The 23,458-nt window shown below is 68.2% G+C and carries 27 protein-coding genes, 2 tRNA genes and 1 pseudogene; 17 read left to right on the forward strand and 13 right to left on the reverse strand.

What is annotated here, in order from left to right; translation table 11 throughout:
• The first annotated feature begins 192 nt into the window (after positions 1-192).
• Positions 193-268 (forward strand) — tRNA-Cys (locus ACSC1W_RS20445).
• Positions 269-1,446: 1,178 nt separating this feature from the next.
• On the opposite strand, the gene ACSC1W_RS20450 is transcribed toward ACSC1W_RS20445, so the two are convergent.
• Both ACSC1W_RS20450 and ACSC1W_RS20455 read right to left on the reverse strand, forming a co-directional pair.
• Entirely contained in the window at positions 1,447-1,653 is a 207-nt protein-coding gene (locus ACSC1W_RS20450; protein WP_435349690.1) for a hypothetical protein, read from the reverse strand.
• 536 nt (positions 1,654-2,189) lie between these two features.
• Positions 2,190-2,393, reverse strand: a complete 204-nt coding sequence (locus tag ACSC1W_RS20455; RefSeq protein ID WP_435349691.1) for an HVO_0649 family zinc finger protein — start codon at positions 2,391-2,393, stop codon at positions 2,190-2,192.
• A gap of 89 nt (positions 2,394-2,482) precedes the next feature.
• Between ACSC1W_RS20455 and ACSC1W_RS20460 the strand changes: the two genes are divergently transcribed.
• The 4 genes from ACSC1W_RS20460 to ACSC1W_RS20475 all read left to right on the forward strand — a co-directional run bounded on the left by ACSC1W_RS20460 (position 2,483) and on the right by ACSC1W_RS20475 (position 5,849).
• Positions 2,483-3,244, forward strand: a complete 762-nt coding sequence (locus tag ACSC1W_RS20460) for an Lrp/AsnC family transcriptional regulator (protein WP_435349692.1) — start codon at positions 2,483-2,485, stop codon at positions 3,242-3,244.
• A 249-nt stretch (positions 3,245-3,493) separates the two neighbouring features.
• Positions 3,494-3,955, forward strand: coding sequence for a hypothetical protein (locus tag ACSC1W_RS20465; protein WP_435349693.1), 462 nt, complete (start codon positions 3,494-3,496; stop codon positions 3,953-3,955).
• Between the two features lie 36 nt (positions 3,956-3,991).
• The gene (locus tag ACSC1W_RS20470) at positions 3,992-5,539 is read left to right on the forward strand and encodes a lamin tail domain-containing protein (protein ID WP_435349694.1); all 1,548 of its coding nucleotides are present in this window, start codon (positions 3,992-3,994) and stop codon (positions 5,537-5,539) included.
• A gap of 1 nt (position 5,540) precedes the next feature.
• Entirely contained in the window at positions 5,541-5,849 is a 309-nt protein-coding gene (locus ACSC1W_RS20475) for a DUF3006 domain-containing protein (RefSeq protein ID WP_435349696.1), read from the forward strand.
• Position 5,850: 1 nt separating this feature from the next.
• On the opposite strand, the gene ACSC1W_RS20480 is transcribed toward ACSC1W_RS20475, so the two are convergent.
• The gene (locus tag ACSC1W_RS20480) at positions 5,851-6,897 is read right to left on the reverse strand and encodes a hypothetical protein (protein ID WP_435349697.1); all 1,047 of its coding nucleotides are present in this window, start codon (positions 6,895-6,897) and stop codon (positions 5,851-5,853) included.
• Between the two features lie 75 nt (positions 6,898-6,972).
• Between ACSC1W_RS20480 and ACSC1W_RS20485 the strand changes: the two genes are divergently transcribed.
• Complete coding sequence (locus tag ACSC1W_RS20485) at positions 6,973-7,677, forward strand: YqjF family protein (RefSeq protein ID WP_435349699.1); 705 nt, start codon at positions 6,973-6,975, stop codon at positions 7,675-7,677.
• A gap of 66 nt (positions 7,678-7,743) precedes the next feature.
• Positions 7,744-8,598, forward strand: coding sequence for a DUF8231 family protein (locus ACSC1W_RS20490; RefSeq protein WP_435349701.1), 855 nt, complete (start codon positions 7,744-7,746; stop codon positions 8,596-8,598).
• 280 nt (positions 8,599-8,878) lie between these two features.
• Here the strand turns inward: ACSC1W_RS20490 and ACSC1W_RS20495 are convergent.
• Positions 8,879-8,952 (reverse strand) — tRNA-Lys (locus ACSC1W_RS20495).
• Positions 8,953-9,086: 134 nt separating this feature from the next.
• Between ACSC1W_RS20495 and ACSC1W_RS20500 the strand changes: the two genes are divergently transcribed.
• Positions 9,087-10,340 carry a M20/M25/M40 family metallo-hydrolase gene (locus ACSC1W_RS20500; protein WP_435349702.1) on the forward strand — a complete coding sequence of 418 codons (1,254 nt, stop codon included), beginning with the start codon at positions 9,087-9,089 and terminating at the stop codon, positions 10,338-10,340.
• A gap of 1 nt (position 10,341) precedes the next feature.
• Here ACSC1W_RS20500 and ACSC1W_RS20505 read toward each other — a convergent pair whose 3' ends face one another.
• Both ACSC1W_RS20505 and ACSC1W_RS20510 read right to left on the reverse strand, forming a co-directional pair.
• A complete protein-coding gene (locus ACSC1W_RS20505) occupies positions 10,342-10,998 on the reverse strand; it encodes a DUF7119 family protein (protein WP_435349704.1) in 657 nt (218 codons plus the stop codon).
• 49 nt (positions 10,999-11,047) lie between these two features.
• Positions 11,048-11,194, reverse strand: coding sequence for a DUF8595 family protein (locus tag ACSC1W_RS20510; protein WP_435349706.1), 147 nt, complete (start codon positions 11,192-11,194; stop codon positions 11,048-11,050).
• A gap of 290 nt (positions 11,195-11,484) precedes the next feature.
• Here ACSC1W_RS20510 and ACSC1W_RS20515 point away from each other — a divergent pair, with 290 nt between their 5' ends.
• Together ACSC1W_RS20515 and ACSC1W_RS20520 are read left to right on the forward strand one after the other, a co-directional pair.
• Complete coding sequence (locus ACSC1W_RS20515; RefSeq protein ID WP_435349708.1) at positions 11,485-11,808, forward strand: DUF8134 family protein; 324 nt, start codon at positions 11,485-11,487, stop codon at positions 11,806-11,808.
• A 66-nt stretch (positions 11,809-11,874) separates the two neighbouring features.
• Entirely contained in the window at positions 11,875-13,653 is a 1,779-nt protein-coding gene (locus ACSC1W_RS20520; protein ID WP_435349710.1) for a nitrite/sulfite reductase, read from the forward strand.
• A gap of 15 nt (positions 13,654-13,668) precedes the next feature.
• Here ACSC1W_RS20520 and ACSC1W_RS20525 read toward each other — a convergent pair whose 3' ends face one another.
• Both ACSC1W_RS20525 and ACSC1W_RS20530 read right to left on the reverse strand, forming a co-directional pair.
• Positions 13,669-13,905: an amphi-Trp domain-containing protein gene (locus ACSC1W_RS20525; RefSeq protein WP_435349711.1), complete on the reverse strand. Its 237-nt coding sequence runs from the start codon at positions 13,903-13,905 to the stop codon at positions 13,669-13,671.
• A gap of 99 nt (positions 13,906-14,004) precedes the next feature.
• Positions 14,005-14,991 carry a sodium:calcium antiporter gene (locus tag ACSC1W_RS20530; protein ID WP_435349712.1) on the reverse strand — a complete coding sequence of 329 codons (987 nt, stop codon included), beginning with the start codon at positions 14,989-14,991 and terminating at the stop codon, positions 14,005-14,007.
• An 80-nt stretch (positions 14,992-15,071) separates the two neighbouring features.
• On the opposite strand from ACSC1W_RS20530, the gene ACSC1W_RS20535 reads away from it, so the two are divergent.
• Positions 15,072-15,356, forward strand: a complete 285-nt coding sequence (locus ACSC1W_RS20535; protein ID WP_435349713.1) for a DUF6360 family protein — start codon at positions 15,072-15,074, stop codon at positions 15,354-15,356.
• A 56-nt stretch (positions 15,357-15,412) separates the two neighbouring features.
• A complete protein-coding gene (locus tag ACSC1W_RS20540) occupies positions 15,413-16,375 on the forward strand; it encodes an oxidoreductase (protein WP_435349714.1) in 963 nt (320 codons plus the stop codon).
• A 102-nt stretch (positions 16,376-16,477) separates the two neighbouring features.
• On the opposite strand, the gene ACSC1W_RS20545 is transcribed toward ACSC1W_RS20540, so the two are convergent.
• Entirely contained in the window at positions 16,478-17,257 is a 780-nt protein-coding gene (locus ACSC1W_RS20545) for a class I SAM-dependent methyltransferase (RefSeq protein WP_435349715.1), read from the reverse strand.
• A gap of 124 nt (positions 17,258-17,381) precedes the next feature.
• Here ACSC1W_RS20545 and ACSC1W_RS20550 point away from each other — a divergent pair, with 124 nt between their 5' ends.
• Positions 17,382-18,227, forward strand: coding sequence for an alpha/beta fold hydrolase (locus tag ACSC1W_RS20550; protein ID WP_435349716.1), 846 nt, complete (start codon positions 17,382-17,384; stop codon positions 18,225-18,227).
• Between the two features lie 70 nt (positions 18,228-18,297).
• Here ACSC1W_RS20550 and ACSC1W_RS20555 read toward each other — a convergent pair whose 3' ends face one another.
• From ACSC1W_RS20555 to ACSC1W_RS20565, 3 genes and pseudogenes are all read right to left on the reverse strand, one after another.
• Positions 18,298-18,498 (reverse strand): DUF1328 domain-containing protein, encoded by a 201-nt coding sequence (locus ACSC1W_RS20555; RefSeq protein ID WP_435349732.1) that lies wholly within the window; start codon positions 18,496-18,498, stop codon positions 18,298-18,300.
• Positions 18,499-18,654: 156 nt separating this feature from the next.
• Positions 18,655-19,887: an MBL fold metallo-hydrolase gene (locus ACSC1W_RS20560; protein ID WP_435349717.1), complete on the reverse strand. Its 1,233-nt coding sequence runs from the start codon at positions 19,885-19,887 to the stop codon at positions 18,655-18,657.
• Positions 19,888-19,946: 59 nt separating this feature from the next.
• A pseudogene (locus tag ACSC1W_RS20565) lies at positions 19,947-20,243 on the reverse strand (WNWW family protein); the annotation flags it as partial.
• A 119-nt stretch (positions 20,244-20,362) separates the two neighbouring features.
• On the opposite strand from ACSC1W_RS20565, the gene ACSC1W_RS20570 reads away from it, so the two are divergent.
• The 4 genes from ACSC1W_RS20570 (at position 20,363) to ACSC1W_RS20585 (ending at position 22,806) form a co-directional block, all read left to right on the forward strand.
• Positions 20,363-20,782, forward strand: coding sequence for a 30S ribosomal protein S6e (locus ACSC1W_RS20570; RefSeq protein WP_435349719.1), 420 nt, complete (start codon positions 20,363-20,365; stop codon positions 20,780-20,782).
• Between the two features lie 145 nt (positions 20,783-20,927).
• Complete coding sequence (locus ACSC1W_RS20575; RefSeq protein WP_435349720.1) at positions 20,928-21,365, forward strand: DUF7112 family protein; 438 nt, start codon at positions 20,928-20,930, stop codon at positions 21,363-21,365.
• Positions 21,366-21,462: 97 nt separating this feature from the next.
• Positions 21,463-21,888, forward strand: coding sequence for a DUF5807 family protein (locus tag ACSC1W_RS20580; RefSeq protein ID WP_435349721.1), 426 nt, complete (start codon positions 21,463-21,465; stop codon positions 21,886-21,888).
• Positions 21,889-22,806: a carbohydrate kinase family protein gene (locus ACSC1W_RS20585; protein WP_435349722.1), complete on the forward strand. Its 918-nt coding sequence runs from the start codon at positions 21,889-21,891 to the stop codon at positions 22,804-22,806.
• A 30-nt stretch (positions 22,807-22,836) separates the two neighbouring features.
• Here the strand turns inward: ACSC1W_RS20585 and ACSC1W_RS20590 are convergent, their stop codons facing one another.
• Positions 22,837-23,406, reverse strand: coding sequence for a hypothetical protein (locus ACSC1W_RS20590; RefSeq protein ID WP_435349723.1), 570 nt, complete (start codon positions 23,404-23,406; stop codon positions 22,837-22,839).
• Positions 23,407-23,458 lie beyond the last annotated feature (52 nt).

The following is a 23,458-nucleotide window of genomic DNA, read 5'->3' on the forward strand; positions in this document are numbered from 1 at the left end:
TCGCCAGCGTGTCAGCACGTACTGGAGTGCGCGAGCCTCTGGGAGCGCTGATTCGCCGCCTCCATTCATACTTCGGCAGTCAGTTATCGGGGAGCGGTGGCTTCGGTCGGTCCCGCCCCGCTCTCGCGGATCGTTCACGTCCAGAGAGCGTATCGCTACGTTTAAACTCGGTCGACAAGTAGAATCGACTGCGCCAAGGTGGCAGAGTCCGGCCTAACGCAGCGGCCTGCAGAGCCGCCCATCGCCGGTTCAAATCCGGCCCTTGGCTTCCCACAGGTTGCTCACGTGCTGACTCTGATTCCGTAGCGACACCGCACTGCACTGTACACACTCGACGCACGGAAGAATCATCGAAACGCGATAGATACGTCTCTAGTTGTCGCTGGCCCGTGCGGTGTTCGGCGTGGTCGGGCGAAGCTACGGTGGGCCAGCCTCCAGTGCGCGCCGAACTCGACGACGGGGGCTCACCGAGAACGTCCCCGTTCCCGATACAGATCCGGACGCAGACGGCCAGGCGTCGCTCGAGGGCCGGGGTGGTCCGCCCGAGCGGTGAACCCCCGCTCGACGAGCAGGTCGCGCACTATCTCGGCGGCGACCCCGACGCAAGCGCTGCCCAGCTCACTGGCACCCTCGGCACAAATCCCACCGCTGTCGAAGAAATTTGTACACGGGACGATACAGAATCTAAAAATATAAATGATGGTGGTAGAAATTGCCACTGCGGTTCAGGGCCACAGGACTCCAGACCCATACAGAACCGGTACCATGGTTGGGCCGACGCACGGTTCTCATCCCCCCAAAGTCCGTGGCCCGCTGAACTTCTCGAGCGCCGGCAGTAGCTGGGCACGTCGACGAGAGGCCGTTCGCGCCGTGGAGCGGCTACGAGCGCCCCGATACCAGTCGCTACCTCGCAGAAGGCGTCACGAGTCGACTCGCCACCGGCGAAGCCCAGGTGGGGTGGTGCGCGCTACGCTCGCCTATCGACTCGTCGACGAGTTCGAGACGCCACCCCGGACGGCGTCGACTGGAGCCATGGAGGTCGTTCCGAGGGTAAGTGTGGAAGGGCCATTCACTGCTTACCCAGGCAGTGAAACGGTGGTTCGTCTACGCACGAACCGACCGCGGAGTGCCTCGTGGTGACCGGCACTCGCGTGCATCGGATGACAGACTGGCGATGGGTTCGGGGGGACGTTGACACGCGACGGTTCGGTCCGCTGCCCTTCCGGTCAGCACTCCTCCTGCCACCCACATTGTTACCAGTCGTGTATACCGCCTAACACTCACTTACTCGCCAGACAGGTCTCGAGTCGACGGCCCGTGGCTCCTCCGACGCGCTCGCGACGACCCCACTCCGGGCACGTTCCACGACTGGCTTCGGGACGACCGTCGCGAACTCGACCGGGTGAACCCGGAGTGTCGCAGAAAAAGGTGGACAGCGTCCTCGAGTTACGGCCCGGTCAGATAGGCCTGCATGCTGACCGTGGTCAATCCGACGATAGCTAAGATAGCCGTGATGATGACCCACTTGGTTCGCCTGTAATCGTACCCGGCATCGTGTCTGCGCGGCCGACGGAAGACGCCAGAGACTTCGATTGCTCCAAGCACGACCAGAAACGCCACGACGGCGAGTATCGACATCTCAATAGAGACCATGTTTGCTTCTCACCTCCGTGGTACGGATTGACGGTTACCCGGTAATAATAGTGTCGAGGAACGAATATATGTTGGCTTCCGTGACATTCACACTCGTTTAAACGACGAAACCACAAGCGGACGGCTACCTGGGCACGCCGTTCGACGGGTACGTACCGGGAGGCTCGGCAGAAAACCTTTACCGTCGTTTCGAGGAAATTAACGAATGTCCGCGCACATCTCACGCCGACGAGTACTCGGGTCGGTCGACCTCCTTACGACGGTGGGCTGTCTCGAATCTGTGAGCGGTGGACTGACAGCGACTGGGGCGTCGTCGCGGTCGCCGACGCAGGTCACCGGCGCGCAGGTCGACGGCGATCACCTCGACGGGATGGAGAGGTCGAACGACGACGAACGACGCGACCGACGACGGTGGGCGGTCGGTGACGGACCCGGACGCGCACTTCCTGGGTCGAGCAGGCGTCGAAGAACACGTCGTACGGGGCGGTGTTTCGACTGGAGTGGCGTGTACAGTACCGGTCGACCAGGAAGTGTGGTCAGTCGTCGCAGGTGACCGTGCGCGTTCGGATGCTGCCGCAACTCGGGCAGAGGTGCGTGTAGTCGATGCGCCGGCCGTTCGTCGTCGCTTTCCAGCTTGCATCTTCGTCGACGTACCCACAGTCGGGGCAGGTGACGTCTACGTCCTCGTAGTGCGTCCCGAGACGTTCGAACGGTGTCGTGCCTATGCTATGGAACGTCATGTGAACCAGTCTAGGCCGCAACCCCAAAAATACCGGGGGTGAGATTACCGATGCAAAAAATTAAGTGGTACACTGTTTTCGATTCGAGTATGCCCGGCGAGTATCGCATCGACGAGATCGACAAACGCATCCTCTATCATCTGGCCGCCGACGCCAGGAAAACCTCTGCCTCACTCATCGCCGAAGAAGTGGACGTCACACCGCCCACGATTCGAAATCGCATCCGGCAACTCGAAGACCACGGGATAATCGAGGGCTATCACGCCGCCATCGACTACGAACGAACGAACGGCCGAACGAAGACGCAGTTCACCTGTACTGCACCGACGGGCGACAGACAGCGACTCGCCCAGGAAGTCCTGGGCATCTCCGGCGTCGTCGGTGTGCGCGAACTGCTCGCGGGCCGTGGCAACCTCCTCGTGACGGTGGTCACCACGGATTCCGACGAAAGCACGCGCATCGGGCAGGAACTGTCCGAACTCGGACTCGACGTCGAGGAGGTGGACACCATTCACAACGACCTCTGCCAGCCCTACCACTCGTTCGCCCCCGAGAAAGGCCACCGGAACGTCTCACTCACGGACTTCAGAAGCCTCTCCGGGAGCGCGGAGGTCGTCGAGTTCACCGTCAGCGAGGACGCCGAGTTCGCCGGCCGGACGATAGCGGAAGCGAGCGACACCGAGTTGCTGGAGGACCTGCTCGTCGTCAGCATCGAACGGGGCGACGACACGCTGACCCCGAAAGGTGACACCGTGTTCCAGGCGGGGGACGTCGTCACGATTTTCAGCCGCGAAGCGATTCCACAGCGAACGATCCACGCGTTCGACTCACAGATGTCGAACCGTACCTGAGTTCGATGCCGACAGCGAACCTGTTCGGGTTCCTGTTCGAATCCGAGGAGACCTATCACGAATGCCGTGCGTGCGGGACGACCGTGGACGCCCCGGACGACGAGTGCCCGAACTGTGGGCGAACGGAGATCGCTGAAATACGGCTCCGGTAGCCCACACCTCCCGTAGTCCCCGATTCGATACCCGACCAGCAGGCGATGTCGAAGGTCTCATGTAGCTGTCCTTTGTGGTCTCGCTCACGCACGCTCCATGACCCGACAGGTCGTCCCTCCCATCGTCGCCGGAATCGTCGCGATAGTCGTTGGCCTCACGCGATACATCGTGCCACTCGTCTTCGAGTTCGAGGTGTTCGAACCGTCGCAGTCGATGCTCTCGGTCTCCATCGCGTGGGCCCGATTCCTGTCGTTCGTCCTCGTCTACGTGGTCCTGTTCGGACTGGCGTACTGGGTGGGGACTCGACAGGCGGACGCGAGCACCGACGGGCCGCTGGTGCTCGCGACCGGCGGAATCGCAGCGGTCTGTTATCTCGTCACGGCCACCCTGGTCGTGTTCCTGGTGAACGCGCCGTTCGAGGGGAACGCACTCCTCGTCGCTATTCGCACGCTCGGAGCAAGCGTCTCGGTCGGCGTCCAGCTGGCCGTCGTCACGTTCGCCGGCGTCGCACTGGCCCGCCGTTCCGACGTCAGTCGCCACGTGGACGGTAGCTGGTAACCACGTTTTTCGACGCGTCGGTGCTACGTATCGACGATGCGACTCGTCCGCCCCGCACTCGTCGTACTCGTGGTGTTCGTGGTCGCACTCGCCGGCTGCGGCGGGCCGCCGGACACGACGGAACCCTCCCCGACTGTCGGCGGGACCGGGGTCGCCGGCCCGTCGACGGACGCGACGCGCACGACGGAACCCTCCCCGACTGCCGGCGGGACCGGGGTCGCCGGCCCGTCGACGGACGCGACGCGCACGACGGGACAGGCGGACGACTCGGTCGCCGCCGGCCGAACCGGGACCACCGACGGGTCCGGTGTGGCGGCCAACGGAACGCTGGAGGTCCACTTCATCAACGTCGGGCAGTCGGCCAGCACGCTCCTGGTGACGCCGACGGGCGAGACGATACTCGTCGACTCGGGTGACTGGCGGGACGACGGTGCGGTGGTCATCGACTACCTGCAACGGGTCGGCGTCGAGCGACTGGACCACCTCGTGACCTCCCACGCCGACGCCGACCACATCGGCGGCCACGCCGCCGTCATCGAGTACTTCGAGACGCAGGGCGAGGGCGTCGGCGCGGTGTACGACCCGGGCATCCCGTCCGCCTCCCAGACGTACGCCCGGTACCTCGACGCCGTCGAGACGTACGACGTCCCCCTGTTCCGGACCCGCGCGGGCGCACAGATGCCCGTGACCGGCGTCGACGTGTCGGTCCTCGGCCCGCCACGGGAACCGCTGGAGAACGTCGACCGGAACGAGAACAGCATCGTCCTCCGCGTCACCCACGGCGAGACGAGTTTCCTGTTCACCGGCGACGCCGAGGACGACGAGGAGCGCTTCGTCCTCTCGAACTACGGGTCGTCCCTCCAGTCGACCGTGCTCCTGGCCGGCCACCACGGCAGTCGGTCGAGCACCGGCGACGAGTTGCTCGACGCCGTCGACCCCCGGCTGGTGGTGCTCTCGAGCGCGTACGACTCCCAGTACGGCCACCCGCACCAGGAGACGCTCGACCGGCTCGCCGCCCGGTCGATCCCCGCCTACTGGACGGCCACCCACGGCAACGTCGTCCTCCGGAGCGACGGGAGGGCGGTCACCGTGTCGACCCAGCGCGAGGCGACGACCGACCCGACGGCCCTGCGGACGGAAGCGCCCGTCGAACCGGGGACGGCCGACCCCGTGACACGGCGCACGGTCATCGACGTCCTGGCCGGGGACGACGGGTCCGTGACCGTGTCGACGACGACGCAGACGGTCGCGCCCGACGGCGGCGGCGAAGTGACGCTCGTCACCGTCCAGGCGGAGGGTGACGGGAACGCCACCGACGAGTACGTCGTCTTCGAGAACACCGGCGAGTCGACGCTGGACCTGAGTGGCTGGCGACTCGAGGACGCCGCCGGGCGCGAGTACTACTTCCCCGTCGGGTTCGTCCTCGCGCCGGGTGCGCGGGTCACCGTCCACACCGGCGAGGGTACCGATACCGATACTGACCTTTACTGGGGAGCAGGAAGTGCAGTATGGAACAACGACGGCGACACAGTAATCCTCGTCGACGACGAGGGAACGGTCGTCGTCCGCGAGGAGTACCCCTGATATGATACGACGATACACCGCCGTCCTCGACAGGTTCGAGGAGGACACGGCCGTACTCTTGCTGGAGGAGGACGGCGTGCAGGTCGACGAACTGTTGCTAGACCGCCACGAGTTGCCCGAGGCCGGCCGACGCCAGAACGCCGTGTTCGACGTCCGGGTCTGTGGTGACTCCCTCCGGATACTCACCTACCGACCCGAGGAGACCGACCGACGGACGACCGATGCACAGGACCGCTTCGACCGACTGGCGAGTGACCTGCCCACGGCCGACGAGTCGGACCAGGAGGAGTCGACCGACTCGACGGAGTAGGTCACGACCAGCCGAGTCCGGCCGGGGTCGCCGGCGGGTCGAGTGGACTCGCCGGCAGGTCGTCGTCGAGTTCGGGGTCGTTGTAGCCGCCGGGCGCGACGTCGTTCGGGGCGTCGGCGTAGAACAGCGAAGCGAGCGCCTGGACGTGCTCGCGACCGACGCCGAGTTCGAACTGGCCACCGCCGTAGCACCGGACGTCGCGTTCGGCGCAGTACTCGATGGTGTCCAGCAGCGACTCGACGGTGCCGAAGCGCGACGGCTTGACGTTCAGCCACCGCGGTTCGAACGGGAGCGCCTCGACGCTCTCGACGCCGGTGATGGGGTAGTCCCAGCTGACGCGGTCCTCCTGCCCGTCGAACAGCGGGCGCGTCTCGTCGGTCAGGGCCGGGTCCTCGACGACGGCTTCGGGCAGGGCGTCGAGCACGCGTCGGTAGAGGTCCGGGTCCGCGGGCTGGTCGACGTCGGTCCCCTCGTACTGGCCCTTCAGGTCGAGGACGCGGACGGCACCCGTCGCAGCGAGGCGGGCGAGCAGGGTGTCCGACCACGCCGAGACGGGGTCGAGTTTGAACTCGGCGGTCGGCGAGACCGACTGGATGGCGTCGATGCGGTCGAACGTCGGAGGGTCGCCGAGTCGGGTGCTGACGACGAACCGGACGGGGTCGTAGGTCCGGTCGAGAGCGTCGCCGAGGTTCGTGCCCGCCTGTCTGAGCGCGAGGTCCAGCGCCGCACTCTCGACGGCCCACCGGCGGTAGTGTCTCGACGTCTCCCGTTCGGGCGGGTCCGGGAAGAGGTCGACGTCGGCGAGCGCCGTCGAGAACTCGTCGAACGTGTACTGTCCGGCGAACTCGAAGTCGTGGTCAGCCTGGAGGGAATCGTGGTCCGCGGCGTCGTAGCAGACGTCCTCGCCGCGACCGACGTGGTCCTCGCCGTGCAGTTCGAACGTGGTGGTGACCCGGGTGAAATCGCTCGACGTGTCCCGTTCCCGCCGGTCGAGTCGGTAGCCGTCCACGCTGACTGGCAGGTCCGCGAGTGCGTCGTACAGGCGCATGCTGTCGCGTACGGGCGGCCGTCGCAAAGACCTCCCGGCGTCAGGGGTTAGACGCTGGCCACCCGAGTATCGCGTATGCTCGAGGAGGTGGCCCTGCTCCGGATGGACTGGGTGGACGTGGTGTTCGCGCACTGGCCGGTCGACCCGGCCGTGGTCGCCGACCGTCTCCCGCCGGGGCTCACCGTCGATACCTGCGACGGGCGCGCGTGGCTGAGCGTCGTCGCCTTCAGGATGCAGGACGCCGGCCCGACGCCGTCGGTCTTCGCCCCGTTCCGTCGCTCGTTCCCGGAGTTGAACCTGCGGACGTACGTCTCGGGCGTCGTCGGTCGCCCGGCGACCGACCCCGGCATCTACTTCTTCAGCCTCGAGACGCCCGACAGACTCGCGGTCCGGGTCGCCCGGGCGACGACTGGCCTGCCGTACTTCGACGCGGACCTGGCGATGGACGTGACCGACGAGGCCATCCACGTCGAGAGCGAGCGCACCCACCGCGGGCAGCCACGGGCCCGCTTCGACGCCACGGTCACCCCCGGCGACCCGGTCGACGGCGACGACCGCGCACGCTTTCTCACCGAACGCTACCGGTTCTACGCGACCGTCGCGGGTAGACTGGTCGTCGGTTCAGTCCGCCACGACCCGTGGCACCTCCAGCGCGCGACGCTCGACCTGCGGACCAACGACCTGTTCGCGGCGGCCGGGTTCGACGCGCCACCCGGCGACCCCCTGGTTCACTACGCGCAACACGCGTCTGTGGTCGCTGGGCCGGTTCTACCGGCCTGAATCGCCCGCCGCGACAGATTCGATAGAAAAGAAATCGTTTTAGGCCAGGCATCCGTCGCGTCGATTATGCAACGACGAGCAGCGGCGGCGTATGTCGTCCTCTTTCTCGTTATCGCGGCCGGCGCGTTCGCATTCGTCTCCACCGCGGAGCCGCCGGCAGTGAGTATCGAGAATCCCGATCACACGCTCCAGCAGAACTCGACGCTGACTGTCGACGGCCGCGAGTACCGCGTCACCGACGTCTCCGCGTCCAGCGGCGGTGGCGGTGGCCACGGTGGCGGTGGCGTGACCTACGAGGCAGTCCTCGTCTGGACCAACGAGTCGGCCCAGTTCAGCGAGACGTGGGCGAACAACTCGACGGTCACCTACCAGAACACCACGTACCGGGCGTTCATCGCCAACACCTCCCAGCCGTCCGAGATAACCCTCCGCTGGGAACCGGGCGACCGCTTCAGCCCGCAGTGGCAGGGCAACACCCAGTACATCGACTCCCAGCCCGACGCCCCCGACCGGCAGGCGGTCACCGTCGAGGAGTACATCGCGGCCAACGCGAACAACTCCTCGCTCCAGCCGGTGACCATCCCCACGAACCAGCCACTGAACTACAACGGTAACCAGACCAGTATCAACGCGACCAACGAGCAGGCCGTACTCACCTGGACCGCACCCCAGGACAACGAGGTGACCTTCGGCCAGAACGAGAACGTCACCCTGAACGGCGTCGAGTTCGCCGCCCACTTCCCGAACGAGAACACGGTCCAGCTCGGCCAGGGTACGGAGAAACAGCTCGCGCTTCAGGAGGCCATCGCGTCCGAGGAGCGCTTCCACGAGCGCATGAACGGCTTCTGGGGCGTCGTCATCCTCGCCAGCGTCGGCATCGTCCTCCTGGTCACGTTGGCGTACCTGCCGCGGAAGGAGTAACCCGGCCGACCAGCTCCTCGTTTTTCCTGCTGCGTAGCGCTGCTCGTGTGTCGTCTTTCGGCGTCGTATAGCGGTGGGTCGGTGAGGGACCCGACCCCGTCGCTCACTCCGGTCGCTCTCTGGTCCGAGCCCTCCACGCGTCGCTATTCACTGCTCGTTGACGTTCGCAGGAGTAGCGGGCCGGGAGGGACTTGAACCCCACTCGCTCACGCTGTTCGCTCCCTGATTCAAGTCCCTCCCATTGTCGCTACTCACTGCTCACTGGCGTTCGCAGGAGTAGCGGGCCGGGAGGGACTTGAACCCCCGACCGTCTGGTTAAAAGCCAGACGCTCTGCCGGACTGAGCTACCGGCCCGTACGGTCGAACGTTCGCAGTGGCACGGTTAAAGGGTTATCGTTCCGCCCGGTCGGGGTGTTGCGACCCGGGGGCCACCCATCCGAAGCCGACGCATCGAACGCTTTTAGCCCGGGCCGTGGCCTCTCCTACACATGAGCGAGTTCGCCGATGTCTGGGGGGACGAACTGCGCGACTTCTTCGACGCCCTCTTGCGATTCGACACGACCGACGCCCGGGAGGAACCGGCACAGGCGTGGCTGTGCGAGCGCTTCGAGGCGTTCGGGTTCGACACCTACGAGTGGACGGCCGACGCCGAGGCACTGGCCGCGCACCCGTCGTTCCCGGACGACTCCACCGAGATAGACACTGCGGACCGTCCCTCCGTCGCTGGCGTCGTCGAACTCGGCGACCCCGACGCGGGCCCGACGCTGGTGCTGAACGGGCACGTCGACGTGGTCCCGGCGACGCGGTCGGCGTGGACGCACGACCCCTTCGATCCGGTGTGGGACGGCGACCGGGTGACGGCACGCGGCGCGGCGGACATGAAGGGCGGACTGACGGCCTGCGTGTTCGCGGCCCGTCACCTCGCCGCGTCGGACGCCGACGTCGACGGCCGCCTCGTCGTCGAGAGCGTCGCCGGCGAGGAGGAGGGCGGCATCGGCGCGGCCGCGGCGGCGCTGTCGAACCCGTACCCCTTCGACCGGGACGCGGCCGTCGTCGCCGAACCGACCGAACTCGGCGTCGTCACGGCGGTCGAGGGGAGCGTGATGAAACGCCTGCGTATCGAGGGGCGGTCGGCGCACGCGGCGACGCGCTGGCGCGGCGAGTCGGTCCTTCCCCACTTCGAGGCCATCCGGCGTGCGTTCGAGGACCTGGAGGCCGAGCGCGATGCCCGCGTGACCCATCCGCTGTACGATGACTACCCGCTGAAGTGGCCGGTCTGCCTCGGGACGGTCCGTGCGGGCAACTGGGCGTCGACGGTGCCGGACGAACTCGTCGCCGAGATACGCATCGGCGTCGCGCCGGGCGAGACCGTCGCCGAGGTCGAGGCCGAGTTCCAGGACCGCCTCGACGCGGTCGTCGCCGAGCACGAGTGGCTCTCGGCGCACCCGCCGACGTTCGAGCGCTTCTCCATCCAGTTCGAGTCGGCGTCGGTCGACGCGGACGACCCGGTCGTCGAGGCGGTCCGGTCGGCCGCCGACGCGGCGGGACTCGACGCCACGCCGTACGGTGCCACTTACGGCGCGGACAGTCGCCACTACCAGGCGGCGGGTATCCCGACGGTGCTGTTCGGCCCGGGGAGCATCGACCAGGCGCACTTCCCGGACGAGACGGTCGACGTCGGCGAGGTGGAGACGGCGGGCGCGGTGCTCTCGGACGCGGCGGAGCGGTTCTACCGGCGGTAGCTCAGAGGAACTCCTCGAGCGCCTCGGCGACCACGTCGTCGGGCGTGCGCCCCTCGATGGCGGCGCGCCGGCGGAGTTCGCGGTACGTCGCGGGCGGCAGGTCGAGCGTGAGGCGGCCGAGCGTGACGCCCCGCTCGGCCAGTGCGTCCGCGACCGGCGTGCCGTCGTTGACGGCGCTGGCGACCGAGCGCACGTCCCGGACGGTCAGGTCCTCGTCGAGCGTCGCCCACGCGATGTAGAGGCGCGCCTCCCCGCCGACGCGGGCGATGTGCTTGGCGGCGGTGGGGGCGATGTGTCCCCGGGCGACGTGCCGGCGGATGGACTCGGGCAGGTCGTGGACCCGCGCCCACTTGCGGATGAACGAGACGGTTGCGGGGTCGCCGGCGCGCGCTGCGGCGGCCTTGTACGACCCTTCCCCCCGGACGAGGGCGGCGCACGCGGCGGCCCCACGGAGCATGTAGACGTTGTCGGCGCTGCCGGCGGTGTTGCGTGCGAACGCCGCGACGGTCTCCGCCGCGTCCGCGAGGCTCTCGGGGTCGCCCGGGTCGAACTGGACGGCCTCGCGGGCGCGGTCACCCGTGACGGCGGGGTCGCCGCGGATGACCGGCTTCCCGACGGGCGACTCCCGCTCGGTCCTGGGCGACTGCTCGTCTCTCATGCTGGTTCCTTGGGCGCGACGGGGCAAAAACTCGGTCCTGCTGTGCGGGTCACTCTTCGTCGCGCTGTTCCGAGAGGTGTTCCCAGATCTCCGTACAGCCGGCACCGGGTTCCACGCCGTCGAGGTGTTCGTCGTGGCGTTCCCGGCGGTCCGTCTCTGCGTCGTCGTCGGCCTGCTGGTCGGTCCCGTGTGTCATCGGTCCTCCTCCGGTTCGTACAGTTCGGGGGCCACGTCGGCCGAGGCGTGCTGTCGGGTCGGCTCGTCGGTCATCGAAGCGACGTACGTCCGAGACTCCCTTAACCGACTCTTCGTGGACAATCGTCACCGGGGCTCGGCGGTACCGGAGGAACCGGCCGGTACCTCGGACGGCCGTCTCCGGCACGAATCGAGAGCCTGCGTGCGATTTGTGGCCAGACACCCGTCGTCGACGGGGCGAAGGTTTGCACCGGCCGACGCACCCACCACCGACGGGGTGAAAGCGGGGACATGGCCACGCAACTTCGCGTCCTCGACGACGGCGCGTGGATCAGCGTCGACAACCGGCGACGGGTCCCGAACAGCGACGTCTGGCCCCTCGCGGCCACCGACTTCTGTGCGTGCGAGACGGCCCACGTCGTCCTCGAAGCGTTCACCGACGTCGGCGTCGGCCGCGACGGCGTCGCCGTCTCGGCGGTCGGCCAGTGCATCGACTGCGGCACGGCCGGCTCGCTGGACTGGCTCCCGGTCGGGCGGATCCGCGACGGCGAGTTCCACGCCTTCGACCCGGGGACGGTCCGGGCCACGCTCGAACCCGGCAGGAATATCCGGTAACGGGGAGCACCGGGGCTACCTGACGCTGCAGGCGCTGGTATAGGGACCTGTGCCGTACGCGTTCCCATGCCGAGTGACGTGGAAGACTGGAAATCGGAGGTCTACGGCACGGACATCCGCGAGCACATCGAGCGATTCGCCGAGTCGGGGTGGGCGTCCATCCCCGAGGACGAACGCGACGCCTGGTTCGAGCGCTTCAAGTGGTACGGCCTGTACCACCAGCGCGCCGGACAGGAGTCGTACTTCATGATGCGCATCGGCCCGCCCGGCGGCGTGCTCGAACCGGGACAGCTCAGGACCGTCGGCGAGATCGCCCGGGAGTACGCGACGGGCCCCGTCGAGAACCCCGAGTTCGGGAACGGCTGGGTCGACGTGACGACCCGACAGGCGATTCAACTCCACTGGATAAACGTCGAGGACGTCCCCGCCATCTTCGACGAACTCGAGGACGCCGGCCTGACGACGATGCAGGCCTGTGGCGACTCCTGGCGCAACGTCGTCGGCTGTCCCGTCGCCGGGAAGGACAGGCACGAACACGTCGACGCGCTCTCGACCATCCGCGAACTCGACGACGCGTTCACGGGGAATGCCGAGCACTCGAACCTCCCGCGCAAGTGGAAGGTGTCGGTGACCGGCTGCCGCGAGGGCTGTGGCCAGGGCGACATCAACGACCTGGCGCTCGAACCGGCCACGAAGACCATCGACGGCGACGACGTCGAGGGCTTCAACGTCCGCGTCGGCGGTGGACTCGCCCGGAACGAGCCACGGTTCGCCCGCGACGTCGACGTCTTCGTCACGCCCGAGCAGGCGGCCGACGTGGCGGGCGGCATCTCCGCGCTCTTCCGGGAGTACGGCGACCGGGAGAACCGCTACAACGCCCGCATCAAGTTCCTCGTCGACGAGTGGGGTCCCGAGAAGCTCCGGGCCACCCTCCAGGAGGAGTTCGTCGACTTCGAACTCTGCACGGCCGGCCAGGACCTCCGGTCGGAGTACAGCTACAACGCCGGCTACGAGACGGGAGGCAAGCACGACCACGTCGGCGTCCACGAGCAGAACGACGGCGACTACTACGTCGGTCTGAACGTCCTCGTCGGCCGCATCGGCGCGGACGACGTCCTCGAACTGGCCGACGTGGCCGACGAGTACGGCTCCGGCGAGGTCAGGCTCACCCAGCGCCAGAACGTCGTCGTCACGGACGTTCCCGGGGAGAACCTCGACGACCTGCTCGCCGAACCGGTCCTCGAACACTACTCGCCGGACCCGCACCCGTTCATGCGTGGCTCCGTCGCCTGCACCGGCACCGAGTTCTGCTCGCTCTCCATCGTCGAGACGAAGAACCGCCAGGTTCGCTACGCGCGCTGGCTGAAGGAGCACGTCGACCTCCCCGACGGCGTCGAGGACTTCCACGTCCACCTCTCGGGCTGTACCGCCTCCTGCGCACAGCCCCAGATCGCCGACGTCTCCCTCCGGGGGATGAAGACCCGGAAGGACGGCGAACCGGTCGAAGCGCTCGACGTCGGTCTCGGCGGCGGACTGGGCGAGGAGCCACAGTTCGCGTCGTGGGTCGCCGAACGCGTCCCGGCGGACGAGGTCCCCGGGGCCATCCGGAACCTGCTCGCGAACTTCGAGGCGTCGCGTGACGGCGACGAGAGCTTCCGGTCGTTCGTCGCGGACCGCGACGACGACGAACTCTCGGCGCTCGTCGAACCGGAGGAGACCGACTACGAGGACCCGTTCATGCACAACACGAAGCGGACTTGGTACCCGTACGCCGAGGACGACGACCTCGACGCCTCGCCGGCCCCCTCGTCGCCGGACGACACGCCGCTGTCTGCGGACGACTGACTCGCGACGACCGGCCTACTCCGGCTTCCAGTCCATCTTCACGGTGATGCCTTCGCGGTCGCCGCGAAAGAGCGTCGACTTCTCGCGGACGCTGACCTCCATCGTCACGTCGGCGGGAGGCGAGAGGCTGATGGTCTTGTTCTCGACGCTCACGTCCATCGACCCCTCGCCCCGCAACTCCTCGGCGAGGGTCACGAGTCGGTCGGCCGCCGCTTCGCGCGTCACCTTCCGCTCCTCGATCTCTCTCGGCATGGTCGAACGTTCGGTGCGGACGCCGTTAAGGACTTGGGAGGGGCGGGTACGAGGGCCTCACGTGGGGGGGACGGTCCAGCCCCGTCGCCACGGCCCCGGTCACTGCGTCGGGAACAGCAGCAACCGTCCGCTGAGGAAGACGAAGTACGCGACGACGAAGTAGAACCCGTCGCGCCGGCGGAGCGTGCCGTCGCTCCCGTACCGGAGCCACGCGAGGACGCCGACGCCGGCGACGAGTTTCACCGGCAGGTCCCAGAGCACGACGACGGCGGGCACCGCGTACGACGAGATGCTCCCGCCGAGGCCGATGGCGAGCAACGGGTTCACCACGTTGCTCCCGACGAGCGTCCCGACGGCGATGTCCGGCGAGCGTCGGCGGATACCCCTGAGCACGGTCGAGAGTTCGGGGAGGGCGGCCGCCAGTCCGATGGTGACGACGCCGACGATGGAACCGCCGAGCCCCAGTACGGCGACGACCAGTTCGACGGCCTCGAGGACGACGTAGGCACTGACGAGGACGCCGACGAGTCCGAGCACCGACAGCGCCGCGTCCCGACCGACCCGCTTGCTCTCGCCCTCCGGAATCGCGCCCACCCGTTCGCGGTTCTCGATGGCCCAGTACGTGTACGCCAGGTACACCGCGACCAGCACGACGCCCTCGACCTGCGAGAGGACACGGTCCCACGCGAACACGAGCACCAGCGCGGACGCGAGGACCATCGGCACGTACGTCGTCCGCAGGAAGGCCGTTCGCGGCCGGTAGCGACCGTACCCGACGAGGAAGATGCCGAACAGGAGCAACTGCTGGGTGATGGACGACCCCATGTTGCCGCCGAGGACCGTCGCCGAGGTGACCTCGTAGTCGAGCGCGCTCGAGACGATGCCGACCGACGCGATGACGTGGGCGGCTATCTCGGGCAGGCTCGTCCCGATGGCGACGACGGTCACCCCGACGACGATGTCGGGGACGTCGTAGTGTACCGCGAGCCTCGTCACCGCGCCCACGGCGGTCTGTGCGCTCTTGACCAGCACCGCCAACCCGGCGGCGCCGACGAGGAGTGTCAACGGCACGCTCGGCCCGACCATACTCCGGCCATCGGTGCCCTGCGGCAAGTGCGTTGTCGATAGCGCGCCGGCTAAGTGGCCCCGACGCGTCTGTGTTCGACATGGCCGACCGACTGCTGAAGGTGAACGCCCACACCACGCTCGACCTCGTGGACGCGACGGTGACCGGACACGACTTCGAGGACGACGTGTTCGCCGTCTGCAACGCGACGTCGGCACGCGAGTCCCCCGACCACGTCAAACTCCAGTTCGAACTCGACAACATGACCGAGGACGACCTGCCGGCACACATGGACGAACTCAGGTTGACGCCCGAGCAGGCCCGGACGCTGGCGGCGGCGCTGACGGCGGAGGCTGACGCGGTCTCGGCGGCGCGGGACGAGTGACCGGACCCCACCAGTTGGGTGACAGGCTTGAATAGGGACCCACCCAACCCCAGCACATGAGCACGTGGACCGCAGCGGACGTGCCGGACCAGTCGGGACGGATAGTCGTCGTGACGGGCGCGAACAGCGGCCTGGGACTGGAGGCGACCCGGACACTCGCCGACGCTGGCGCGACGGTGGTGATGGCCTGTCGGAGCGTCGCCCGGGGCGAGACGGCGGCCGAGTCGATACGCGAGACGGCACCCGGGGCAGCCCTCGACGTCCGGGAGTGCGACCTCGCGGACCTGTCCTCGGTCGCCGCGTTCGCACGGGGCGTCGTGGACGACTACGAGTGCGTCGACGTCCTCTGCAACAACGCCGGCGTGATGGCGATACCGCGCTCCGAGACGGCCGACGGGTTCGAGACGCAGTTCGGCGTGAACCACCTCGGCCACTTCGCGCTGACCGGCCAGTTGCTCGGCGCGCTCCGTGCCGCCGACGGCGAGGCCAGGGTGGTCACCCAGTCGAGTGGATTGCACGAGAACGGCCGACTTGACTTCGACGACCTCCACGGCGAGTCGGACTACGACAAGTGGGACGCCTACGGCCAGTCGAAACTGGCGAACCTGCTCTTCGCCTACGAACTGGACCGACGACTCGACGACGCCGGCATCGACCACGTGACCAGCGTCGGCTGTCACCCCGGCTACGCGGACACCAACCTCCAGTACCGCGGCCCGGAGGCGACCGGGTCGTGGGTCAGGCTGGCGGCGATGCGCGTCGCGAACGCCGTCCTCGCGCAGTCGGCGGCGAAGGGTGCACTGCCGATGCTGTACGCCGCGACGAAACCGGACGTCGCGGGCGGGACGTACGTCGGCCCGGGCGGCCTGCTGAACATGCGCGGGCACCCGTCGGTCCAGGAGTCGAGCGACCGCTCGTACGACGAGGCGACGGCCGACCGGCTCTGGGAGGTGTCGGAAGACCTCACCGGCGTCAGCTACGACTTCGAGGAACCGGTCGCGGCGGAGGAGGCGGACTGACGCCCCCGTCACGCTCGACGTCGGCGAGGTGCTGTCGTTCGACGAGCCCGCTAGGCAGGCTGGCGAGCCGGACTGTCGAAGGCGGTCCGGGTTCCGTGCTGGCTACACCTGCTCCAGCCGCGCGACCACCCTGAGCCTGCGATAGTCCGCAGTCCACGTGCCGTCGGCGAACAGTTCGTCGCGGAGCAGGTCCTCGGCCGCCGAAATCACGTCCTCGCGCTCGTGCTCGGGCACCGGCCCCAGCAGGCCGTCGCCGAACATCCCGAGCCACGACGCGAGTCCAGCCTCCCCGTCGTCGAGTTCGGTCGGCCGGTCGAACAGGCTCGCGTACTGCACCTCGAAACCGTGGTCCTCCAGGCGGGTCGCGTACTCACCGACGGTCGGGAAGTACCACGGGTTCGTCACCGCGTAGCCACGGTCCGACGCTGCGTCCTCGACCGCGCCGACGATGGCCGCGACGTTGCCCGCCCCGCCGAGTTCGGCGACGAATCGTCCCCCCGGCCGGAGCGCGTCGGCGACGGAGGAGAGCACCGCGTCCTGCTCGTGAATCCAGTGCAGCGCCGCGTTCGAGAACACCGCGTCGAAGGGCCTGCGGAACGCGAACCGACGGGCGTCCCCCCGGACGAACCGGAGGTCGGGGTACGTCCGGGCGGCCTCGGCGAGCATCGACCGCTCGGCGTCGAGTCCGACGACGGTGGCCCCCGAGGCCGCGATGCTGGCGGTCAGGTGGCCGGTGCCACAGCCGAGGTCGAGGACCCACTCATCCGGTTCCGGGTCGAGCAGGTCGACGACGCCCTCGCCGTACTCGTAGACGAACGCGTGCGAATCGTCGTAGGCACCGGCCGCCCACTCGTTCCTGCCGTCGTCGCGCTGTGGACTCATACGTTCGACTGTCGGACCGGGGGCTTAGTGGTGACTGGTCCGACACCCCCGGCGTGTCCGGGCGACCCGTCGGCGACGGTCGTTAACGTCACCGTTTATAGTCGACTGCGTGGTCCGTGGTCTCGTGACCCGAACTGACGCCTTCGTCACTGTCGACGGCACCGAAGTACACTACACCGAATGGGGCGCCCCGGACGACGCGCTCGTCGTCTGCGTCCACGGCCTCTCGCGCAACGGCCGGGACTTCGACCCGCTCGCACGACGACTCGTGGACGAGGGGTACCGCGTCGTCTGCCCGGACATGCCGGGACGGGGACTGAGCGAGTGGGCCGACGACCCCGAATCCGAGTACTCGTGGGAGGGACTGCTCGCGACGCTCCGCGGTTTCTGCGACACGTTCGACCGCGACGAGGTCCGCTACGTCGGCACGTCGATGGGCGGACTGCTCGGGATGCTGCTCGCGAACGACGACGACGCCGTCTCTGTCTCGCACCTCGTCTGCAACGACATCGGACCCGTGTTCGTCCACGCCGAGGAGGGCATCCAGCGCATCGTCGACTACCTCACCGACCCGCCGGCGTTCGACACCTACTCCGGGCTCGAAGCCTGGTACCGGGAGACGTACGCCACGATGAACGCCCAGGACGACGCCGAGTGGCGGCGCTTCGCGCTCACCAGCGCGCGACGGCGCGAGGACGGCCGGGTCACCCGCGACTACGACGAGCGCATCGTCGCGTCGCTGCTGGAGAGCAACCTCGACCCTGCGGCGGCCTGGGAGCTGTGGGAGTCGCTCGACCTCCCGGTCTTCGTCCTCTGGGGCCACGAGTCCGACGTGCTCACCGAACCGACCGTCGAGGAGATGCTCGACCGCCGGCCCGAGACGGACCTGCTCGAACTCGACTGTGGCCATCCTCCGGGGCTGAACGTCGACGAACAACTCGACCCCGTCGTCGCGTTCCTTGCGGAGTGACCGCCGCCGTTGGTCACCAGCCCCGGACGTCGCGGGCGGGGTCCGTCGGCCCGGGCGGCCTGCCGACCGGTCACAGCAGCAGCGAGATAATCGCCAGCACGAGGAACACGAGGACGAGTATCCTCGCTATCTCCATGCTGAGACCGGCGATTCCCCGCGACCCGAACACCGCGGCGACGAGGGCGAGGACGAAGAACACGATGGCGAGCGAGAGGAGGTTCCCGCCGAACTGTAGTGGGACCTGTGCGACCTGCGTTGCCGCGTCTACGATTCCAGCGGGGAGGGCGAGTTCGGTAGCGAGTGGGGACATGTGCGTTCGAAAACTGACGCCGCCCGCGTCCTTGGTTATGGACGACGTACGTGAGAAACCCGGCGTTTCACCTGCCCGCCCTGATACGTGGCGCGTCGGCCCGGGACGGCCGGCGGCCTAGACCGTGTACGTGACGCCGCGCTCGGGTGCGGTCGCGTCGACCCCGTCGTCGCGGAGTTCGGCGGCGAACTGCTCGCATCGGTCCCCGTGGTTGACCAGCACTCGCGCGTCTTCGTAGGACCGGACGAACTCCCCGAGTCCACCACGGTCGGCGTGTGCCGAGAAGTCGTACTGCTCGACCTGGGCACTCACCGGCATCACACGGCCGTCTATCTCGGCACGGCCGGTGTCGAGCAGTTCGCGACCCGGCGTCCCGGCGACCTGGTACCCCGTCATCGTTATCTTGTTCGTGGGGTTCGCACGAATCTCGGGGACGTACGTCATGGCGGGGCCACCCGAGAGCATCCCACTGGTGGTGACGATGGCCGCCTTCTGGTCGGTGATGCGCTTGCGCTGGCCGTCGCGGCCGGTGACGAACCGGGCGTGGGACGTCGCGCGCTGGAGGGCGTCGGCGTCGCGAAGGAACTCGGGGTACTGGAGGAGCGTCCTGGTCACGTCCTTTCCCATGCCGTCGACGTAGCACGGGATGTCGTGGGCCTCGCAGACGAGCAGCATCTCCTGGGTCCGGCCGATGGCGAACGCTGGAACCACGACGGTGCCGCCCTCCCAGAGTGTCCGCTCGACGCTCCGTGCGAACCGGTCTTCGACGACGTCGCGGTCCTCGTGTTCGACGTCGCTGTACGTGCTCTCGCAGACGACCACGTCGGCGTCGGGGCGGGCCGTCGTCCCTGAAACGAGACGCTGGTCGTCGGTGTGGAAGTCGCCGGTGTAGAGCAGGCGGGTGTCGCCGTCGTCGACGAGGACGTGCGCGCTCCCGGGAATGTGACCCGCGTTGTAGAACGTGACCTCGTGCCCCGCCGCCTCGAACGTCTCCCGGTAGCCGTGCGTTTGCGAGACCTCGGTGACGCGCTTGACGTCGTTCTCGGTGAACGGGCAGTTGAACGACCCGCCGTGGAGTTTCAGCGTGTCTCTCGCCAGCGTGAGCGCGAGTTCGTACGTCGGTGGCGTCCAGTGGATCGGTGGCCGTTCGTCTCCCGACAGGAGCGCGGGAACGGTACCGACGTGGTCCAGATGCCCGTGTGAGACGACAACTGCGTCCGGGTCCGGCGTCTCGACCGGGAACTGGAGCGGGTTCTCGGTGAGGAGGCCGAAGTCGAGGAGGAGCGAGTCGTCGACGAGGACCGCACTGCGTCCGATCTCGCGGGCGCCGCCGAGGAACCGGATGTCCATCGTCCCGTGGTTGGGGGTGAGGGACTTTCCGTTCGTCGGTTTCCAGGCCGACGGGGCCCTCAGAACGTCCCGTTCTCCCGGTCGTGCGGGTTCCGTCGCACGGTGAAGTACCGGTACTCGTCGCCGTACGCGAGCGCGAGCGCCCCGAGCCACCAGTTCCAGGACTCGACGACGTCGCTCCCGTCGGGGGCGTCGCGGAGGTTGTCGACGATGACGTCGGCGGTGAGTTCCCTCCCGGTGTCGCTGTGGTAGCGCCCGGAGTCGCGCAGGTCGACGGCCTCACGGACGACGACGTGCGCCTCCCCGCCGAACTCGCGTTCGAGCCGGCGCTCCAGTCGCCCGGGTTCCATGGCAGGGGGTTCGGCACGGGGTGACTTTCATCTTCGGGTGGGGGCGACGTGGGCGACGGCGTCCACGGCCGCGTCGACGCCGATTCGACGGAGTTTTGAACGGCGACCGAGGAGTCATAGCCACTATGGCGAGTTTCAACGTCGTCGTCGCGGACCCGGACTCGGGCGCCACGTACCAGCTCGAGGCGGCGGAACAGGACGCGAACCGATTCATCGGCAAGGAACTCGGCGAGGAAGTCGACGGCACCGCCGTCGGTCTCGACGGGTACACGCTCGAACTCACCGGCGGTTCGGACGACGCCGGACGACCGATGCGCGATGACATCGCCGGTCCCAACCTCAAGGAGGTCCTCATGCGCGAGGAGGGCGTCGGCTACAGGCCGGACCGACCGGGCGAGCGCCGCCGGCTGACCCTTCGCGGTCGCCAGGTCTCCGAGTCGACCAGTCAGATCAACGCGAAGATAGTCGCCCGTGGCGACGAGTCGGTCGAGTCGCTCCTCGGCCTCGTCGAGGACGAGGACGAGGGCGACGGCGAAGACGAGTAATCCGACCAGCGGGTCCCGTCGCGGGCGCGTCGTAGGTTTCCTGAGGGTCGCACCCTCGGCGCGCGCTCGCGACAGCGACACACTTCTCGGCGCCCACCACCTGTCGAGCGACAGGTATACCGGTGCCGGGCCACTTCGACCGCACATGGCAGACCGGGTTTCCTCGGAGACGGTTCCGACGGTACGAGCGACGCTTGCGAAACACGGTGCGACCGGGCGGCTCAAACTCGAACTCCCGGCCGAGGAGGCCGACCACTTCCCCGAGGACGAGGTCGTTCGCGTCGTCCTCGACGGGAACGAGAAGTACGCCGTCGTCGAGTCCCAGTTGACGACGGACGGCCTGATGATCGGCGGCGTCTACGACACGCCGTCGGCGGCCCGGAACCCCGGCGAGGGGACGAATCGACTCACCGACTGGTGCGAGGAGAACGGTCGCGGTGCGGGTGGGTCGGTGCTGGTCGACGTCGTCGAAGACGAGTTCCAGTACGGCCTTCGGGTCCCGGGCGCCAGTGCGGTCTACACCGCACTGGAGAAACCAGACGAGAGCCTGGCGTCCATCGCCGAGTCGCTCGACGACGCCTAGGCGCGGCCGGCCCGGAGACGACGGGTAGCGCCCGTGGGCCGACCTCGAACTCGGGGCGACACGCGTGCTTTTTATCGGTCGAGCATCAACGCCGACCATGAGCGATTCACGCCGCGAGCGATTTCTGGCGGGTGACCTGCCCGAGGACGTGGCACTCTACCTCGCCGATAGCTTCGTCGACGACATCGGTCGAATCGAACGGTACGGCGAGCGCGTCGCCGACGGCATCGTCGTCGTCGTCGACGGCGACAGCGGCCGGAACGCCTTCACGGCCGCGACCGGCGCCGACGCGATGGGGTTCGCCAAGGAGGCGATGGGGACCGAGGGGGTCATCGCCCCGAACCTGACCGCCGGTGACTGCCCCGAGTGCGAGGATGGACACGTCGAGTACGTCTTCGCGTTCGCCGAGGAGGAGAACGAGGAGGTCGGCGGCCTCTACGCCGAGGGCGACGTCGTCCACGCCTACGCCAGGTGCAGTTGCGGCGCGGCGTACAGCCAGAAGTGGGTCGCCGGTTCCCGGTAGATGCCCGCCGTCGTCACGGTCGGGAGCGCGGTGCTCGACCGCATCTACCCGGTGACGAACCTCCCCGACCCCGACGGCGGCGCGTTCGCCCGCGACGAACGGACCGCGGCGGGCGGCGTCGCGGCAAACGTCGCGGTCGCCCTCGGCCGCCTCGGTCGGGAGACGGGCGTCGTCAGTCGGGTCGGCCGCGACGACGACGGCGACCGGGTCCTCGCTTCGCTGGCAGACGAGGGCGTCGAGGCGACCCGTGTCGCCAGGGGCGACGAACGCTCCAGCTACACGATGATTCTGCGGGACGACGACGGCCACCGGATGATAGTCGCCGGCGGCGAGAGCGTCCCGGCACTCCGACTCGACGACGCCGACGTGGACTACTGCCGCGACGCCGACGCCGTGTTCACCAGCGCGTACGCCCCCGACAGCGTGGTCTCGCGACTCGTCGACGCTGCCCGGGAGGACGACTTCCCGCCCCTCGTCTTCGACCTCGCCGGCCCCCTCGCCGAACTGGAGGGCCGGGGGACGCGCCCCGAGACCATCGACGGCCTTCTCTCCGTGGTGGACTGTTTCGTCTCCAGCGAGGTCCCCCTGCGCTCGTACCTCGGCCGCGACGGGCACGACGCGGCCGCGGAACTGCGCGAGCGTGGGGTCGCCCGGGCCGCGCTCACCCGCGGGGAGGACGGCGCGCTCCTGATCGACGGCGACGAGGTTCTCGACGTACCGGCGTTCGAGGTCGACGCGGTCGATACGACCGGCGCGGGCGACGCCTTCTCGGCCGGACTGGTGGATGCCTGGCTTCTCGACGGGGAACCCGTGGGTGCGGCGGGGCGGTTCGCGGCCGCCGTGGCGGCGGAGAACTGCACCGGGGAGGGTGCGCGGGGTGGCTTGCCGTCGCGGGACGTGGTCGAAGCCCGACTGTGAGTCGGTTTGGCCGGGGGTTGACGCGGACGTCTACAGTCTCACCGGGTAGTCGAGTGAGAACGCCCACGTGAACTCGACGTCGTCGTCCGGCACCCGGAACTCGCTCTCGAAGGTGTACTCACCCGACGGAGCACAGCCGTCGAGGCTGTTGACCAGCACGTAGTACCGGTTCGTGAACGTCTCGCCCCGGTCCAGCGTTATCTGGAAGGCGCTGTTCGGCGGGCTATAGGGGAGGTCGATCCGGTTCCAGCAGTCGCCCTCTCGGGAGTCGGGGACGACGGTGAAGTAGCCGTCGTCGTTCTCGTCGAGAGTCGCGGCATCGTGACTCTCCTGCGGGTGCAAGAGTAGACCCTCGGGTTCGGGTCCGTCGCCGACGAACTCCGACGACAGCGGTGCGGAGCCGATGAAGTTCAGGTCACGAGGTCTGCCCTCGTTCGTGACGCCGATCTCGACCTCTGCCGGGTGCTCCGAAGTCGCCGCACTCGATTTCTCGATGGCGAACGAGATGTTCGCGTCGGCGATGGAGTCCGGTGGGTCGGCGGTCGTCGTCGGTTCTGCGGTCGATGTCGCCGTCGGCGGTTCAGTCGTCTCGGTCGGCACCGTGCTCGAGGTACTCGTCGTCTCGGCTCCCGTCCCCGACGCGTCCAGCGCG

The sequence above is a fragment of the Haloarchaeobius marinus genome (assembly GCF_051207415.1).
GTDB lineage: Archaea > Halobacteriota > Halobacteria > Halobacteriales > Natrialbaceae > Haloarchaeobius.

Excerpts from the sequence above, each read along its gene's own strand:
- ACSC1W_RS20450 (WP_435349690.1), bottom strand. The coding sequence starts at position 1,653 with ATGGTCTCTATTGAGATGTCGATACTCGCCGTCGTGGCGTTTCTGGTC.
- ACSC1W_RS20455 (WP_435349691.1), bottom strand. The coding sequence starts at position 2,393 with ATGACGTTCCATAGCATAGGCACGACACCGTTCGAACGTCTCGGGACG.
- ACSC1W_RS20460 (WP_435349692.1), top strand. The coding sequence starts at position 2,483 with ATGCCCGGCGAGTATCGCATCGACGAGATCGACAAACGCATCCTCTAT.
- ACSC1W_RS20465 (WP_435349693.1), top strand. The coding sequence starts at position 3,494 with ATGACCCGACAGGTCGTCCCTCCCATCGTCGCCGGAATCGTCGCGATA.
- ACSC1W_RS20470 (WP_435349694.1), top strand. The coding sequence starts at position 3,992 with ATGCGACTCGTCCGCCCCGCACTCGTCGTACTCGTGGTGTTCGTGGTC.
- ACSC1W_RS20475 (WP_435349696.1), top strand. The coding sequence starts at position 5,541 with ATGATACGACGATACACCGCCGTCCTCGACAGGTTCGAGGAGGACACG.
- ACSC1W_RS20480 (WP_435349697.1), bottom strand. The coding sequence starts at position 6,897 with ATGCGCCTGTACGACGCACTCGCGGACCTGCCAGTCAGCGTGGACGGC.
- ACSC1W_RS20485 (WP_435349699.1), top strand. The coding sequence starts at position 6,973 with ATGCTCGAGGAGGTGGCCCTGCTCCGGATGGACTGGGTGGACGTGGTG.
- ACSC1W_RS20490 (WP_435349701.1), top strand. The coding sequence starts at position 7,744 with ATGCAACGACGAGCAGCGGCGGCGTATGTCGTCCTCTTTCTCGTTATC.
- ACSC1W_RS20500 (WP_435349702.1), top strand. The coding sequence starts at position 9,087 with ATGAGCGAGTTCGCCGATGTCTGGGGGGACGAACTGCGCGACTTCTTC.
- ACSC1W_RS20505 (WP_435349704.1), bottom strand. The coding sequence starts at position 10,998 with ATGAGAGACGAGCAGTCGCCCAGGACCGAGCGGGAGTCGCCCGTCGGG.
- ACSC1W_RS20510 (WP_435349706.1), bottom strand. The coding sequence starts at position 11,194 with ATGACACACGGGACCGACCAGCAGGCCGACGACGACGCAGAGACGGAC.
- ACSC1W_RS20515 (WP_435349708.1), top strand. The coding sequence starts at position 11,485 with ATGGCCACGCAACTTCGCGTCCTCGACGACGGCGCGTGGATCAGCGTC.
- ACSC1W_RS20520 (WP_435349710.1), top strand. The coding sequence starts at position 11,875 with ATGCCGAGTGACGTGGAAGACTGGAAATCGGAGGTCTACGGCACGGAC.
- ACSC1W_RS20525 (WP_435349711.1), bottom strand. The coding sequence starts at position 13,905 with ATGCCGAGAGAGATCGAGGAGCGGAAGGTGACGCGCGAAGCGGCGGCC.
- ACSC1W_RS20530 (WP_435349712.1), bottom strand. The coding sequence starts at position 14,991 with ATGGTCGGGCCGAGCGTGCCGTTGACACTCCTCGTCGGCGCCGCCGGG.
- ACSC1W_RS20535 (WP_435349713.1), top strand. The coding sequence starts at position 15,072 with ATGGCCGACCGACTGCTGAAGGTGAACGCCCACACCACGCTCGACCTC.
- ACSC1W_RS20540 (WP_435349714.1), top strand. The coding sequence starts at position 15,413 with ATGAGCACGTGGACCGCAGCGGACGTGCCGGACCAGTCGGGACGGATA.
- ACSC1W_RS20545 (WP_435349715.1), bottom strand. The coding sequence starts at position 17,257 with ATGAGTCCACAGCGCGACGACGGCAGGAACGAGTGGGCGGCCGGTGCC.
- ACSC1W_RS20560 (WP_435349717.1), bottom strand. The coding sequence starts at position 19,887 with ATGGACATCCGGTTCCTCGGCGGCGCCCGCGAGATCGGACGCAGTGCG.
- ACSC1W_RS20570 (WP_435349719.1), top strand. The coding sequence starts at position 20,363 with ATGGCGAGTTTCAACGTCGTCGTCGCGGACCCGGACTCGGGCGCCACG.
- ACSC1W_RS20575 (WP_435349720.1), top strand. The coding sequence starts at position 20,928 with ATGGCAGACCGGGTTTCCTCGGAGACGGTTCCGACGGTACGAGCGACG.
- ACSC1W_RS20580 (WP_435349721.1), top strand. The coding sequence starts at position 21,463 with ATGAGCGATTCACGCCGCGAGCGATTTCTGGCGGGTGACCTGCCCGAG.
- ACSC1W_RS20585 (WP_435349722.1), top strand. The coding sequence starts at position 21,889 with ATGCCCGCCGTCGTCACGGTCGGGAGCGCGGTGCTCGACCGCATCTAC.